General features: G+C 65.0%; 13 protein-coding genes and 2 tRNA genes. 9 read left to right on the forward strand and 6 right to left on the reverse strand.

Annotated features, from left to right (window positions below; genetic code table 11):
* Window positions 1-368: 368 nt before the first annotated feature.
* Both KF707C_RS24130 and KF707C_RS24135 read left to right on the forward strand, forming a co-directional pair.
* Window positions 369-1,652, forward strand: a complete 1,284-nt coding sequence (locus KF707C_RS24130) for a hypothetical protein (protein ID WP_003450489.1) — start codon at window positions 369-371, stop codon at window positions 1,650-1,652.
* A complete protein-coding gene (locus tag KF707C_RS24135; RefSeq protein WP_096368073.1) occupies window positions 1,652-2,689 on the forward strand; it encodes a phage integrase in 1,038 nt (345 codons plus the stop codon). The genes KF707C_RS24130 and KF707C_RS24135 overlap by 1 nt, the downstream gene beginning before the upstream one ends.
* Window positions 2,690-2,766: 77 nt before the next feature.
* Here the strand turns inward: KF707C_RS24135 and KF707C_RS24140 are convergent, their stop codons facing one another.
* The 6 genes from KF707C_RS24140 to hemA all read right to left on the reverse strand — a co-directional run bounded on the left by KF707C_RS24140 (window position 2,767) and on the right by hemA (window position 8,105).
* The gene (locus KF707C_RS24140; RefSeq protein ID WP_003456730.1) at window positions 2,767-3,282 is read right to left on the reverse strand and encodes an acyloxyacyl hydrolase; all 516 of its coding nucleotides are present in this window, start codon (window positions 3,280-3,282) and stop codon (window positions 2,767-2,769) included.
* Window positions 3,283-3,383: 101 nt separating this feature from the next.
* Window positions 3,384-4,178 carry a glutamate racemase gene (murI, locus tag KF707C_RS24145; protein WP_003456731.1) on the reverse strand — a complete coding sequence of 265 codons (795 nt, stop codon included), beginning with the start codon at window positions 4,176-4,178 and terminating at the stop codon, window positions 3,384-3,386.
* Entirely contained in the window at window positions 4,171-4,926 is a 756-nt protein-coding gene (locus KF707C_RS24150; RefSeq protein WP_003456733.1) for a molybdopterin-synthase adenylyltransferase MoeB, read from the reverse strand. The genes murI and KF707C_RS24150 overlap by 8 nt, the downstream gene beginning before the upstream one ends.
* Window positions 4,920-5,750 (reverse strand): peptide chain release factor N(5)-glutamine methyltransferase, encoded by an 831-nt coding sequence (prmC, locus tag KF707C_RS24155; RefSeq protein ID WP_003456736.1) that lies wholly within the window; start codon window positions 5,748-5,750, stop codon window positions 4,920-4,922. The genes KF707C_RS24150 and prmC overlap by 7 nt, the downstream gene beginning before the upstream one ends.
* Before the next feature lies 1 nt (window position 5,751).
* The gene (prfA, locus tag KF707C_RS24160; protein WP_003456739.1) at window positions 5,752-6,834 is read right to left on the reverse strand and encodes a peptide chain release factor 1; all 1,083 of its coding nucleotides are present in this window, start codon (window positions 6,832-6,834) and stop codon (window positions 5,752-5,754) included.
* Complete coding sequence (hemA, locus tag KF707C_RS24165; protein WP_003456741.1) at window positions 6,831-8,105, reverse strand: glutamyl-tRNA reductase; 1,275 nt, start codon at window positions 8,103-8,105, stop codon at window positions 6,831-6,833. Before hemA ends, prfA begins: the two co-directional genes overlap by 4 nt.
* Before the next feature lie 184 nt (window positions 8,106-8,289).
* On the opposite strand from hemA, the gene KF707C_RS24170 reads away from it, so the two are divergent.
* The 7 genes from KF707C_RS24170 to KF707C_RS24200 all read left to right on the forward strand — a co-directional run bounded on the left by KF707C_RS24170 (window position 8,290) and on the right by KF707C_RS24200 (window position 13,484).
* Window positions 8,290-10,020, forward strand: a complete 1,731-nt coding sequence (locus tag KF707C_RS24170) for a tetratricopeptide repeat protein (RefSeq protein WP_003456743.1) — start codon at window positions 8,290-8,292, stop codon at window positions 10,018-10,020.
* 3 nt (window positions 10,021-10,023) lie between these two features.
* Window positions 10,024-10,641 carry a lipoprotein insertase outer membrane protein LolB gene (gene lolB, locus KF707C_RS24175; RefSeq protein WP_003456745.1) on the forward strand — a complete coding sequence of 206 codons (618 nt, stop codon included), beginning with the start codon at window positions 10,024-10,026 and terminating at the stop codon, window positions 10,639-10,641.
* 1 nt (window position 10,642) lies between these two features.
* The gene (ispE, locus tag KF707C_RS24180) at window positions 10,643-11,494 is read left to right on the forward strand and encodes a 4-(cytidine 5'-diphospho)-2-C-methyl-D-erythritol kinase (RefSeq protein WP_003456748.1); all 852 of its coding nucleotides are present in this window, start codon (window positions 10,643-10,645) and stop codon (window positions 11,492-11,494) included.
* A gap of 32 nt (window positions 11,495-11,526) precedes the next feature.
* A tRNA-Gln gene (locus tag KF707C_RS24185) sits at window positions 11,527-11,601 on the forward strand.
* A gap of 60 nt (window positions 11,602-11,661) precedes the next feature.
* A tRNA-Gln gene (locus tag KF707C_RS24190) sits at window positions 11,662-11,736 on the forward strand.
* 85 nt (window positions 11,737-11,821) lie between these two features.
* Window positions 11,822-12,763, forward strand: coding sequence for a ribose-phosphate pyrophosphokinase (locus tag KF707C_RS24195; protein ID WP_028629917.1), 942 nt, complete (start codon window positions 11,822-11,824; stop codon window positions 12,761-12,763).
* 121 nt (window positions 12,764-12,884) lie between these two features.
* Complete coding sequence (locus tag KF707C_RS24200) at window positions 12,885-13,484, forward strand: 50S ribosomal protein L25/general stress protein Ctc (protein ID WP_003456751.1); 600 nt, start codon at window positions 12,885-12,887, stop codon at window positions 13,482-13,484.
* The last annotated feature ends 23 nt before the right edge of the window (window positions 13,485-13,507 follow it).

Genomic DNA, 13,507 nt, shown 5'->3' on the forward strand with positions numbered 1-13,507 from the left:
CGGCGCCCTTGGTGTTGTCGGGGTCCTGGTGTTCTCCCTGGCCCTGTTGGCGGTACTGGCTACCCTGCCTTGGCCGCAGTTCCGTGAACCCACCCCCCCACTGCCCCCGCTGCTGATTCCCTGCCCCCTGGCCGAGCCCGTATCGGTCGCCCTCCAGAGCCCTCCCCGGAATGAATGTGCCAATCCGAGCGCACACGCGTTTTGCACGGATACGCGCGCAGCGCGTACCGCGCAAACGCGTGAGCGCGGGAGGGCTCCCGCGTGCGGGTGGGACCCGCGCTCAAGCGGTCGTCGGGACGTCCCTGTAGCACGTCCTATCAATGGCTTAGCGCCATTTCAATTCGTGTCATTTCATGGAGTTTGACGACATGAGGAAAGCCGTAGACCAGATTCGCGTCGATTTGCAGACCGGCCAGGAGTGCCGCCACTCCCGTCTGTTCTTCGACCAGAAGTCGGCCCGCCTGACCAACCTGTCGGGCGTCCGCCTGTTGGGTTGCCGGGTGGACACCGTGCGCCAGTTGTACCGGGGCATGGTCCGCCCCCAGGTGCTGGCCCTGTTCGAGGAAAGCGGCTTGGTCAGCTTTGCCGGGCACCAGTGGCACGCGGGGCGTGTCAGCCGGGATTCCGGCTACCAGTACAAGCTGCAGAACAACGACCTGGGCTTTGTGCTGCTGCTCAAGAACTTCAACGTGAAGGCCGACGTGATCGGCGCCCACCTCAAGATCGAGGTCAGCCCGCATGCCATCCAGTCGTGTCCGCCAGAGGTGCTGCAGGAGTGGATGGACCGCTTCGCCCAGGCCGCCCTGGAATGCGTGGAGGCCAACCAGTGCGCCGTCCACCTCGCCCTGGACGTGCAAGGCTGGAAACCGCCAAAGGATCTGATGGATCGCCTGCTCTGCCGCGCCCGTACCCGGCGCAGCATCACCGGCATCAACGAAGTGTTCTACGACGGTGAGGCCGTGTCCTACGGCAACGCCCAGTCCTTCCTGTTCGGCTCCGCCTCGGGCATGCAGCTGGCCATCTACAACAAGTCCCTCCAGGCCTACAGCATCGACAAGCTCGACTACTGGCAGTCGGTCTGGAAGACCATGGACAACCCCTTCGCCCCGGACGACGACCAGAACTACGACGCCAAGGCCCCGGTGTGGCGCGTGGAGCTGCGCTTTCACCACTCCATCGTCCAGCAGTTCGCCGACGGCTCGGCCTGCATGGACACCGGCGCCATGATCGACAGCCGCACCTACAAGGAACTGGCCCCGCACCTGGACGGGCTGTTCCAGTACGGCCTGGAATCCTTCCGCCTGTGCTCCAGCAAAGGCGTGTTCGATGCGTTCTGGTCGCTCATGCGGCAGGACGTGAAAGTCTCGGTGCCCGGCGTCTCGCTCGCGGGCCGCACTCACTACAAGCGCCACTACAAGACCGCCCAGGGCTTTTCGGGAAAGAACATCGACCTCTTCCTGGGCAACTTCATCAGCCTTGTCGCCAGGGGGCGCATCGGCGCAAAAAAGGCCTTTGCCGGCCTCCGCGACTGGGAGTGCTGGCCGCTGATCCGTGACCACTACGCCCAGAAGGGCATGGACGAACGGGCCCTCTACAAGCGCATCAAGCAACTGCTGGAGGAACGCATCATCCGATGGGGGCGTGCCGTCTGATGGCTATCCAGCAACTACCGGATGGCCGTTGGAAGGTCGATACCGAACCCATCAAGAGCAGGCGCTTCCGCAAGACCTTCAAGACCAAGGGCGAGGCCCTGCGCTTTGAAGCCACCTGCCGGGCCAAGTGCATCGAAACCCCGGACTGGTCGCCCCGCCCCAGGGACCGCCGTTGTTTGCTGGAACTGTTGAAACGGTGGGGCATCCTGCACGGCAATGGCCTCTCTGACTTTGAAGGGCGTGAATTGCTGATGCGTCGAATGATCGAGCGCCTGGGCGACCCGGTCGGCTGTCAGTTCACCGCCGTGAAGTTCGCCGAGTACCGAGCCAAGCGCCTGGCGGCCGGCATCAGCCGCAAGACGATGAACAACGAACTCGGCTACCTCCGCGCCTTGTTCAACGTGCTGATCGAGTTCCAGGAAATCGACTACCCGAACCCGCTGGCCACGGTGAAGCCAATGAAGCTCCAGGAGCGGGAGCTGGCCTACCTCGATCACGACCAGTTGAACAGGCTGTTCGCTACGTTGCGCTCGATGCAGCACGTTCACGTCGAGCTGATCTCCACCATCTGCCTGGCTACGGGTTGCCGCTGGGGAGAAGCTCAGGGTCTGGTGCCGTCCAGGGTGAAGGGCGGCGCGGTGCATTTCGTTGAGACCAAGTCGAAGCGCCGTAGATCGATCCCGATCACGCCCGAGCTGGAAGCCCGCATCCTTGATCACTTCTCAAAGCACGGGCTATTCACCAACTGCCGGAACAGGTTCGATAAGGCGGTGAAGGAAGCTGGCCTGGAGCTGCCTGCCGGCCAGAAGGCTCACGTGCTGCGGCACACCTTCGCGTCGCACTTCATGGCCAACGGGGGGAACATCCTGTCGCTGCAGAAGATCCTGGGACACGCGTCGGTGGCGATGACCATGCGCTACGCCCACCTTGCACCCGGTCACTTCCAGGACGTTCTGGAGTTCGGCCCGACCAGAGACTTTCGACACTTCTTCGACACCTCCCCGCTTGCAGAGCAGGAAGATCAGAAAAAAGCCTGATAAATCAAAAAGGTAGGCGACCACGCCAAAACGAAAGAACCGGGCGCTTGGCCCGGTTCTTCGTGCTGCATCGCGCCTTAGAAGGACAGGCGATAGTGCAGCGAGTAGGACTCCACGCCATCGTTCGGCTGCTTGATGCCGGCGTTGGAGTAGTGCATGGCGCGCACGCCCACTTCCTGGTTGGCGAAGCGCAGGCCCAGGCCGATGCGGTCCTCGAACTGGAAGGAAGAGCCCAGGTCGTTGTCTTCCAGATCGGTGTCGGCAAACAGCGCCACGCCGATACCGGCCTCGATGTAGGGTTTCACGGTTTCGCCGGCGAACTCGTAGACGAATACCGGACTCAGGGAAACGCTGTGGTTGCTGGCGGTCTCGTCGCCTTCCCAGTAGGTGTAGGCGGCGTCCCAGTAGCCAGTGACGCGGCCGACGCTGCTTTCGAACCAGCTGGAGCTGAAGTCGAACTGGGTGCCCAGGCGATAGGTCATGGTGGAATCGCCGGTCTGGCCGATATCCAGGGACACATCCGCGGCCTGCGCGGAGATGGCCTGGCCGAGGGTTACAGCTGCGGCCACGGCCCAGCAAAGCACTTTCTTCATGAGTTCAGTCCTTGTTCTGAAGTAACGGCAGAAATCACTAAGATTTGTCAGCGATTATAGATAGCTTTTTTATCGACGAAATATCGGCCGCGACTTTTATGTCAGTCCGGAAACCGGTCGACAGTCGCGGACTCGCCCCAGAGCACCGGAAGGATTTCCTGCATCGCCAGGGGATCGCCACTGGACCAGAAACGACAGGGCGCCGGCGAGCCATCCGCGAGCCGGTCCGAGACCTCCAGCAGCCGCTGCACCTGGCGGGCCACCGCCGCGCCGGTGTCGATCAGGCTCACCGAGGACGGCACCATCTGCGCCAGCAAGGGACGCAGGAAAGGGTAGTGGGTGCAGCCCAGGATCAGGGTGTCGCAGCCCTCCGCCAGCAGGGGCTCCACGTAGCCCGCCAGCAGCCGCCGTGTCGCCGGGCCATCCAGGTCGCCGGCCTCGATGCGCTCCACCAACCCGGGACAGGGCTGGGTGATGACTCGCACATCCCCGGCGAAACGGTCCAGCAGGGCGGCGAACTTGGCGCTCCTGAGGGTGCCGGTGGTGGCCAGCACCCCCACCACGCCGCTGCGGGTGGCGGCGGCGGCCGGCTTCACCGCCGGTTCCATGCCGACGATGGGCAGTTGTGGATAACGCGCCCGCAGGTCGGCCACGGCCGCCACTGTGGCGGTGTTGCAAGCCAGTACCAGCGCCTTGGCGCCCCGCGCCAGGAGGAACTCGGCGATGCGCTGGCTGCGTTCACGGATGAAGTCGGGGCTTTTCTCGCCGTAGGGCACATGGCCGCTGTCGGCGACATAGAGCAGGGACTCGGCGGGGAGCCGCGCGCGGATCTCGCGCAGCACCGAGAGGCCGCCAACGCCTGAATCGAAGACGCCGATGGCGGCCTGGTCAGGCATGCCGGCTCCCGCAGACGGCGCACGCGGGATCACGCTTGACCCGCAACTCACGGAAGCGGGTGCCCAGGGCATCCACCAGCAGCAGGCGGCCGACCATGGGCTCGCCGAAACCGGCCAGCAGCTTCAGGGCTTCCAGGGCCTGCAGGCTGCCCACCAGGCCCACCAGCGGGCCGACCACGCCGGCCTCGCTGCAGGTCAGCTCGGCTTCGCTGCCGTGGCCGTAGAGACAGTGGTAACAGGGGCTGTCGTCGCGACGCGGATCGAACACCGAAAGCTGGCCTTCGAGGCGGATCGCGGCGCCGGAGACCAGCGGCTTGCCGGCGGCCACGCAGGCGGCATTGACCGCCTCGCGGGTGCCGAAGTTGTCGGTGCAGTCGAGCACAAGGTCGACGGCGGCGACGGCGGTGGCCAGGCTGTCCTCGTCCAGCGCACGCGTGATGGGCACCAGCCGCACCTCCGGGTTGAGGACGGACAAGCGCGCCATGGCGGAATCCACCTTGAGGACGCCGACGCTGTGGCTGTCATGGATGACCTGCCGCTGCAGGTTGGTGAGGTCGACGCTGTCGAAGTCCGCCAGGTGAAGCTCGCCCACACCGGCGGCGGCCAGGTAGAGGGCCACCGGAGAGCCCAGCCCACCCAGGCCGACGATGAGCACGCGCCCCTGTTTCAGGCGCAGTTGCCCTTCCACGTCGATCTGCGGCAGGAGGATCTGCCGGCTGTAACGAAGCAGTTCCTGATCGCTCAACATGGCCATTGCCCCAGGGAGATACGTTCATGGCCGCCCAGGTCTCGACGGCTTTCCACCCTGGCGAAGCCGCCACGGGCCAGCAGGTCGCGGACCTCCGGCGCCTGGTCGTAGCCATGCTCCAGCAGCAGCCAACCACCCGGCAGCAGATGCGCGGGGGCGCCCTGGATGATCTGGCGGATATCGTCGAGGCCGTCGTCGCCGGCCACCAGGGCGCTGGACGGCTCGAAGCGCACATCGCCCTGGCCCAGGTGCGGATCCTGGGCGCGGATGTAGGGCGGATTGCTGACGATGAGGGCGAAACGCTGCTCGCCCAGGGCGGAGAACCAGTGGCTCTCCAGGAAACGCACATTGCCCAGCCTGAGGCGTGCACGGTTGCGTTCGGCCAGTTGCACGGCGGCGGAAATGCGATCGACGCCGGTGACCGTCCAGCCCGGCCGCTCGCACCCCAGGGCCAGGGCGATGGCGCCAGAACCTGTGCCCAGGTCCAGCGCCTCGGCGGATGCGCCGGGCAGCAGGGCCAGCGCGGTTTCCACCAGCAGCTCGGTGTCGGGGCGTGGAATCAGGGTGTCCGGCGCCACTTCCAGGTCCAGGCTCCAGAAGCCCTGGTGCCCGAGGATGTAGGCCACCGGCTCGCCGGCACGACGGCGCGCGAGGTAGCCGGCGTAACGCTCGGCCACCTCGCTGGACACCACGCGCTCCGGCCAGGTGTGGAGGAAGCTGCGAGGCTTGCCGAGGGCTGCCGCCAGCAGCAACTCGGCGTCCAGGCGCGGCGACGGGGAATCCGGCAGGCTGGCCTGTCTCAACAGGCTGGCGATGATGGTCATGTCAGTCCCCCAGGGCCGCCAACTGGTCGGCCTGGTACTCGGCCAGGAGCGGCTCGATCACCGCCTCGACGCCGCCGGCCATCACGTCGTCCAGGGCATAGAGGGTCAGGTTGATACGGTGGTCGGTCACCCGGCCCTGCGGGTAGTTGTAGGTGCGGATACGCTCGGAACGGTCACCGGACCCCACCAGCAGCCGGCGGGTATCGGACATTTCCTTGTGGGCTGCGGCCTCCTGCTGGTCATTCAGCTTGGCGGCCAGCCAGGCCATGGCCTTGGCGCGGTTCTTGTGCTGGGAACGCTCCTCCTGGCACTCGACCACGATCCCGGAGGGGATGTGGGTGATGCGCACCGCCGAGTCGGTCTTGTTCACGTGCTGGCCGCCAGCGCCGGACGCGCGATAGGTGTCCACACGCAGGTCCGCCGGATTGATCTCGATGGCGGCCTGCTCGTCGGGCTCCGGCAGCACGGCGACGGTGCAGGCGGAGGTGTGGATGCGGCCCTGGGATTCGGTCTCCGGAACTCGCTGGACGCGGTGGGCGCCAGACTCGAATTTCAGCTTGGCGTAGACGTTGTCGCCTTCCACCCGGGCGATCACTTCCTTGTAGCCGCCATGCTCCCCCTCGTTCTCGGAGAGGATCTCGACACGCCAGCCCTGGCGCTCGGCATAGCGGGAATACATGCGGAACAGGTCACCCGAGAAGATCGCCGCCTCATCGCCACCGGTGCCGGCCCGGATTTCCAGGAAGACGTTGCGGCCGTCGTTGGGATCCTTCGGCAGCAGCATGCGCTGCAGGCGGTCCTCCAGCCCCACCAGTCGGGTGCGGGCCTGGTCCACTTCTTCCTCGGCCATCTCGCGCAGGTCCGGATCGCTGTCCTTGAGCAACGCCTGGGCGCCTTCGAGGTCGCCCTGCACCTTGCGAAATTCACGGTAGGCGAGGATCACCGGCTCGACCTCGGCGAACTCCTTGGAATAGGCGCGGAACTTGCCCTGATCACTGATGACTTCGGCATCGCCGAGCAGGGCGGTGAGCTCCTCGTAGCGGTCCTGGAGGAGGTCGAGCTTGTTCAGCAGGGAAGCTTTCATTGGGCGCTTTTATCCGAGCCCTCGTCGAGGGCGAAGAGTTCCTGGGCCACGGCCAGCGCGTCGAAGCGGCCTTCGGCGGAGAGTTTCTTCATCTGCACGCTCGGGGCGTGCAGCAGCTTGTTGGTCAGGCCCCGGGCCAACTGGGCCAGGACATCTTCGGCGGAAGCGCCGTTCTGCAGCATGCGCTGGGCCTTGCCCAACTCCTCGTCGCGCAGCCGCTCGGCCTGCTGGCGGTAGGCACGCAGCACGTCCACCGCAGCCAGCTCGCGCAGGCGCTGCATGAAGTCGCTGACCCCCGCGCCCACCAGTTCTTCGGCGGCCTGGGCGGCCCCCTGGCGGCTCTTGAGGTTCTCGGCGACCACTTCGTGAAGGTCGTCCACCGTATAAAGGTAGACATCGTCCAGTTCGCCGACTTCCGGCTCGATATCCCGGGGAACGGCGATGTCCACCATGAAGATCGGCTTGTGCCTGCGCAGCTTCAGCGCCCGCTCCACCGCACCCTTGCCGAGGATCGGCAACTGGCTGGCGGTGGAGCTGATGACGATGTCGCTGTTGGCCAGCTCCTGGGGCATGTCGGCCAGCAGCACGGCATGGGCGCCGAATTCCTCGGCGAGGATGCTGGCGCGCTCCAGGGTGCGGTTGGCCACAACGATGCGCTTCACCCCCTGCTCATGGAGGTGGCGGGCCACCAGGGTGATGGTTTCCCCGGCGCCGATCAGCAGCGCCTGGCTGCGGTGCAGATCGGAGAAGATCTGCTTGGCCAGGCTCACCGCGGCAAAGGCCACGGAGACCGGGTTCTCGCCGATGGCGGTGTCGGTGCGCACGGTCTTGGCGGTGCTGAAGGTGGCCTGGAACAGCCGGCCCAGCAACGGACCGACGGTGCCGGCCTCACGGGCCACGGCGTAGGCCGACTTCATCTGGCCGAGGATCTGCGGCTCGCCCAGGACCATGGAGTCCAGCCCCGAGGCCACGCGCATCATATGGCGCACGGCATCGTCGTCCTGGTGTACGTAGGCGCAGGCCCGCAACTCATCGAGGCTCAGGTTGTGATAGCTCGCCAGCCAGGCCAGCACCTCGTCGGCGCTGGGGTGGTCCTGCTCCAGGTAGAGTTCGCTGCGGTTGCAGGTGGAGAGGATGGCCGCCTCGCGGCTGGGCGTGATTCGACACAGCTGCTGCAGGGCCTCCACCAACTGCTCGGGGGTGAAGGCCACACGCTCGCGGACGTCCACCGAGGCGGTCTTGTGGTTGATACCAAGAGCAATGAAGGCCATGCAGGATCGCTAACAGAAACGGGAGGGCGGGCAATTGTCCTACTTCACCCGAAGGACGACAACCACCGCGGATAATTGTCTGTCCGCACAGGTTTTCCGTGCCCAAGGTGGGGCGCCGCCCCATGTGCTAGCCTGACGGCTTGTGTCATGATGGGCCACTCGCTGGTTAGTCGCCTCCCTTCCTATGAACAAATCCCTCGCGTTGCTGACCGCCCTGCTGTTTCTCGGCGGCTGTCAGAGCCTGACCCTCAAGTCTCCTGACGGCTCTCCGCCAGTGGAGGAAGGCACCCAGGCCTCCGCGCCCGCCAAGCCCGAGGTCTATGGCTCGTTCAGCCGCGAAACCCTCTATTCCCTGCTGGCCGCCGAACTGGCCGGCCAGAGAAACCGCTTCGACATCGCCCTTGGCAACTACGTACAGCAGGCCAACGCGACCCAGGATCCGGCCGTCGCCGAACGCGCCTTCCGTATCGCCGAATACCTGGGGGCGGACCAGGCCGGCCTCGACACCTCGCTGATCTGGGCGAAGAACGCGCCGGACAACCTCGACGCCCAGCGCGCCGCCGCCGTACAGCTGGCACGTGCCGGCCGCTACGACGAATCCATGACCTTCATGGAGAAGGTGCTCCAGGCCCAGGGCGACACCCATTTCGACTTCCTCGCACTCTCCGCCGCCGAGACCGACGCCGAGACCCGCACCGGCCTGCTGCAGAGTTTCGACCGACTCCTGGCCAAGCACCCGGAGAACAGCCAGTTGGTGTTCGGCAAGGCCGTGCTGCTGCAACAGGATGGCCGCACCGAAGAGGCCCTCGCCCTGCTGGAAGACCTGCCGCCCAGTGACCAGGAAATCGCCCCGATCCTGCTCCGCGCCCGCCTGCTGCAAAGCCTGCAACGCGGCGACGAAGCCGCTCCCCTCCTGCGGAAGGCCATCAAGCAGCACCCGGACGACAAACGCCTGCGCCTGACCTACGCCCGCCTGCTGGTGGAGCAGGGCAAGCTGGACGAGGCCAAATCCGAGTTCTCCGGCCTGGTGCAGCAGTTCCCCGATGACGACGACCTGCGCTACTCCCTGGCGCTGGTGTGCCTCGAGGGCGAGGCCTGGGACGAAGCCCAGGTCTACCTGGAGGAGCTGGTGGACCGTGGCAGCCATCTGGATGCGGCCCACTTCAACCTCGGGCAGGTCTATGAAAAGCGCGGCGACAACGAGAGCGCCCTGATCGAGTACGCCCTGGTAGGCCCTGGCAACGACTATCTGCCGGCACAGATGCGCCAACTGGACATCCTCCTCGCCAGCGGTCGCGCGGACGAAGCCGAAGCGCGCCTGTCCAGGGCCCGCGATGCCCAACCTGACTACGCCATCCAGCTCTACCTCATCGAGGCCGAAAGCCTGGCCAATCGCGGGCAGGTCGCCCGCGCCTGGAAGGTCATCGGCCAGGGGCTGCAGCAATTCCCCGACGACCTCAACCTGCTCTACACCCGCGCCATGTTGGCGGAGAAGCGCGACGACCTGGCCCAACTGGAGAAGGACCTGCGCTTCATCATCGAGCGCGAACCGGAGAACGCCATGGCCCTGAACGCCCTGGGCTACACCCTCGCGGATCGCACCACGCGCTACGACGAAGCCCGGCAACTGGTCGAGCAGGCCCACCGGCTGAACCCGGATGACCCTGCGATCCTCGACAGCCTGGGCTGGGTCAACTACCGCATGGGCGACCTCGACGAAGCCGAGCGCCTGCTGCGCCAGGCCCTGGAGAAATTCCCCGACCACGAAGTCGCCGCGCATCTGGGTGAAGTCCTCTGGGCCCAGGGCAAACAGGTGGAAGCGCGCAAGGTCTGGGCCGAAGCCCTGCAGAAACAACCCGACAGCGACATCCTCCGTGACACCCTGCAACGCCTGACCGGCTCCGGAACCCTCTGATCCATGCGTCTACGTCATCTACTCGCAGCCGGCGCGCTCGTCCTGCTCACCGGCTGCGCCGCCCTCGCCCCCCACGAAACCCTCGAAGGCCAGGGCAACCAGGCCATCTGGAAAGCCCACAAGACCCAGATCGCCGCACTGGATGGCTGGCAGATCAGTGGCAAGGTGGGCATCCGCGCACCGAAGGACTCCGGCAGCGGCACCCTCTTCTGGCTGCAGCGCCAGGACTACTACGACATCCGGCTCTCCGGCCCCCTCGGCCGTGGCGCCGCCCGCCTCACCGGCCGCCCGGGCCAGGTCGAACTGGAAGTGGCCAACCAGGGCCGCTACCAGGCCGAATCCCCCGAGGCCCTGCTGGAAGAACAATTGGGCTGGCGCCTACCGGTGTCCCACCTGCTCTGGTGGGTGCGCGGTCTCCCCGCCCCAGCCAGCCGCAGCGTTGTCACGCTTGACGGCAACAGCCACCTGTCGCGCCTGGAGCAGGACGGCTGGCAGGTGCAGTACCTGAGCTACGTCGAACAGAACGGTTACTCGCTGCCCGAGCGCATCAAGCTCAGCGGAGAGGACCTCGACGTCACCCTGGTGATCAAGGACTGGCAACCGCGCCAGCTCGGCCAGTGACATGCAGGATGCACAACTGATCCTGCCCGCGCCGGCCAAGCTCAACCTCATGCTGCACATCCTCGGCCGTCGCGCCGACGGTTATCACGAGCTGCAGACCCTCTTCCAGTTCCTCGACCATGGCGACGAACTGGGTTTCACCCTGCGCCAGGACGGGGACATCCGCCTGCGCACCGAGGTACCCGGCGTTCCCCACGACAGCAATCTGATCGTCCGCGCTGCCCGCAAGCTGCAGGTCGAGTCCGGCTGCCGTCTGGGTGCCGACATCTGGCTGGACAAGCGCCTGCCCATGGGCGGGGGAATCGGCGGTGGCAGCTCTGACGCAGCCACCACCCTGCTCGCCCTCGACCGGCTGTGGAGCCTCGACTGGAGCGAAGATCGCCTCGCGGCGCTGGGGCTCACCCTGGGCGCCGACGTGCCAGTGTTCGTGCGCGGTCGTGCGGCCTTCGCCGAAGGCGTGGGCGAGCAACTGACCCCAGTGGAACTACCCGAACCCTGGTTCCTCGTCGCCGTACCGCAAGTCTTTGTCAGCACAGCAGAAATATTCTCCGATCCCGAGTTGACACGAAATTCTCCGCCCATTAAAGTTCGCAGCCTTCTCGGGGGGGACAGTCGTAACGACTGCCAGCCGGTGGTCGAGAAGCGTTACCCCGAAGTGCGTAACGCGCTGATGGAATTGAATAAATTCACATCGGCCAGACTGACCGGAACCGGAGCTTGTGTGTTTGGGAGCTTCCCAAACCGGGGCGATGCTGATAAAGTTCGCCGCCAACTTCCGGCCACACTGCCAAGCTTCATAGCCCAAGGCCGCAACATCTCGATGTTGCACCGCAAGCTGCAAGGTCAGGCCTGAGAAGGAATGCAAGGCATTCGGTTGTACGAAACAGGGGCGTCGCCAAGCGGTAAGGCAGCAGGTTTTGATCCTGCCATGCGTTGGTTCGAATCCAGCCGCCCCTGCCATTAACCCAACGGGTTGAGCGCACAACGAAACGAAAGTCCTGCAGCGAAGTTTTTACACATAGGGGCGTCGCCAAGCGGTAAGGCAGCAGGTTTTGATCCTGCCATGCGTTGGTTCGAATCCAGCCGCCCCTGCCATACATTTGAAAAGCTGTTCAAAAGCCCACGGCCTTTGAACGGCTTTTTGATTCATCAGGTTACCCTCAGCCGGCAGGTACTGCGCGTGTCCAAGATGATGGTCTTCACGGGGAACGCCAACCCCGATCTGGCGCGTCGCGTCGTACGTCAACTGCATATCCCCCTCGGTGATGCCTCCGTAGGCAAGTTCTCCGATGGCGAAATCAGTGCTGAAATCAATGAGAATGTCCGCGGCAAGGACGTTTTCCTGATCCAGCCGACTTGCGCACCGACCAACGACAACCTGATGGAACTGGTGGTGATGGCTGACGCCTTCCGCCGTTCCTCGGCCTCCCGCATCACCGCGGTCATCCCCTACTTCGGCTACGCCCGCCAAGATCGCCGTCCGCGCTCCGCCCGCGTGGCGATCAGCGCCAAGGTCGTGGCTGACATGCTGACCGTCGTCGGCATCGACCGTGTCCTCACCGTCGACCTGCATGCCGACCAGATTCAGGGCTTCTTCGATATACCCGTAGACAACATCTACGGCTCCCCCGTACTGGTGGACGACATCGAAGACCAGCGCTTCGAAAACCTGATGATCGTCTCCCCGGACATCGGCGGCGTCGTGCGCGCACGCGCTGTGGCCAAGTCCCTGGGCGTCGACCTTGCCATCATCGACAAGCGTCGTCCCAAGGCCAACCAATCCGAAGTCATGCACATCATCGGCGATGTCGAAGGCCGCACCTGTGTGCTGGTCGACGACATGGTCGACACCGCCGGCACCCTTGGCCACGCCGCCAAGGCCCTGAAGGACCACGGTGCCGCCAAGGTCTACGCCTACTGCACCCACCCGGTGCTGTCCGGCCGCGCCATCGAGAACATCGAAAACTCCGTGCTGGACGAACTGGTGGTGACCAACACCATCCCGCTGTCCGCCGCGGCACAAGCCTGCTCGCGTATCCGCCAACTGGATATCGCACCGGTTGTGGCTGAAGCGGTCCGCCGCATCAGCAACGAAGAATCGATCAGCGCGATGTTCCGCTAAGCGGGCATCCCTGAGCGAAAGCGCTCCGCGCCGTCATGTCGACGACGCCGGGCTTACTCACCAACCGCCCGGATGCTGGTCGCAAGCATTACGGGCGTTTTGGTTATTTTGGAGAACTGTAATGACTGATTTCGCCCTGAACGCTTCCGTTCGTTCCGACCTGGGGAAAGGTGCGAGCCGCCGCCTGCGTCGTAACGAAGCCCAAGTTCCCGCTGTTGTATACGGTGGTGACAAGGCTCCGCAATCCATCAGCCTGCTGGCCAAAGAGCTGGCCAAGCTGCTGGAAAACGAAGCCGCTTTCAGCCACGTGATCGCCCTGGACGTCGCCGGTGCCACCGAAACCGTTCTGATCAAGGCCCTGCAGCGTCACCCGTCCAAAGGCTTCGTCGTACACGCTGACTTCCAGCGCGTCGTAGCCGGCCAGAAACTGACCGCCCACGTTCCCCTGCACTTCATCAACGAAGCAACCTCCGTTGGCGTGAAGCAGGGCGGCGGCGAAGTTTCCCACACCATCGCCGAAGTCGAAGTTTCCTGCCTGCCGAAAGACCTGCCGGAATTCATCGAAGTCGACCTGGCTGCCGTGGAAGTTGGCCAGATCGTTCACCTGTCCGACCTGAAAGTGCCGGCCGGTGTTGAGCTGGTTGCACTGGCCCACGGTAACGACCTGGCCGTCGCCAACATCCACGCTGCTCGCGTAGCGAAGGAAGAAGGCGCCGAGTAATGCCTCTGCCCGCCTCAACCGGG

The sequence above is a fragment of the Pseudomonas furukawaii genome, from assembly GCF_002355475.1.
GTDB classification, from domain to species: domain Bacteria; phylum Pseudomonadota; class Gammaproteobacteria; order Pseudomonadales; family Pseudomonadaceae; genus Metapseudomonas; species Metapseudomonas furukawaii.

Coding starts and splice junctions, on each gene's coding strand:
- lolB (WP_003456745.1), top strand. CDS start 10,024: ATGCGTCTACGTCATCTACTCGCAGCCGGCGCGCTCGTCCTGCTCACC.
- KF707C_RS24150 (WP_003456733.1), bottom strand. CDS start 4,926: ATGTTGAGCGATCAGGAACTGCTTCGTTACAGCCGGCAGATCCTCCTG.
- prfA (WP_003456739.1), bottom strand. CDS start 6,834: ATGAAAGCTTCCCTGCTGAACAAGCTCGACCTCCTCCAGGACCGCTAC.
- KF707C_RS24200 (WP_003456751.1), top strand. CDS start 12,885: ATGACTGATTTCGCCCTGAACGCTTCCGTTCGTTCCGACCTGGGGAAA.
- KF707C_RS24140 (WP_003456730.1), bottom strand. CDS start 3,282: ATGAAGAAAGTGCTTTGCTGGGCCGTGGCCGCAGCTGTAACCCTCGGC.
- KF707C_RS24130 (WP_003450489.1), top strand. CDS start 369: ATGAGGAAAGCCGTAGACCAGATTCGCGTCGATTTGCAGACCGGCCAG.
- hemA (WP_003456741.1), bottom strand. CDS start 8,105: ATGGCCTTCATTGCTCTTGGTATCAACCACAAGACCGCCTCGGTGGAC.
- ispE (WP_003456748.1), top strand. CDS start 10,643: ATGCAGGATGCACAACTGATCCTGCCCGCGCCGGCCAAGCTCAACCTC.
- KF707C_RS24170 (WP_003456743.1), top strand. CDS start 8,290: ATGAACAAATCCCTCGCGTTGCTGACCGCCCTGCTGTTTCTCGGCGGC.
- prmC (WP_003456736.1), bottom strand. CDS start 5,750: ATGACCATCATCGCCAGCCTGTTGAGACAGGCCAGCCTGCCGGATTCC.
- KF707C_RS24135 (WP_096368073.1), top strand. CDS start 1,652: ATGGCTATCCAGCAACTACCGGATGGCCGTTGGAAGGTCGATACCGAA.
- murI (WP_003456731.1), bottom strand. CDS start 4,178: ATGCCTGACCAGGCCGCCATCGGCGTCTTCGATTCAGGCGTTGGCGGC.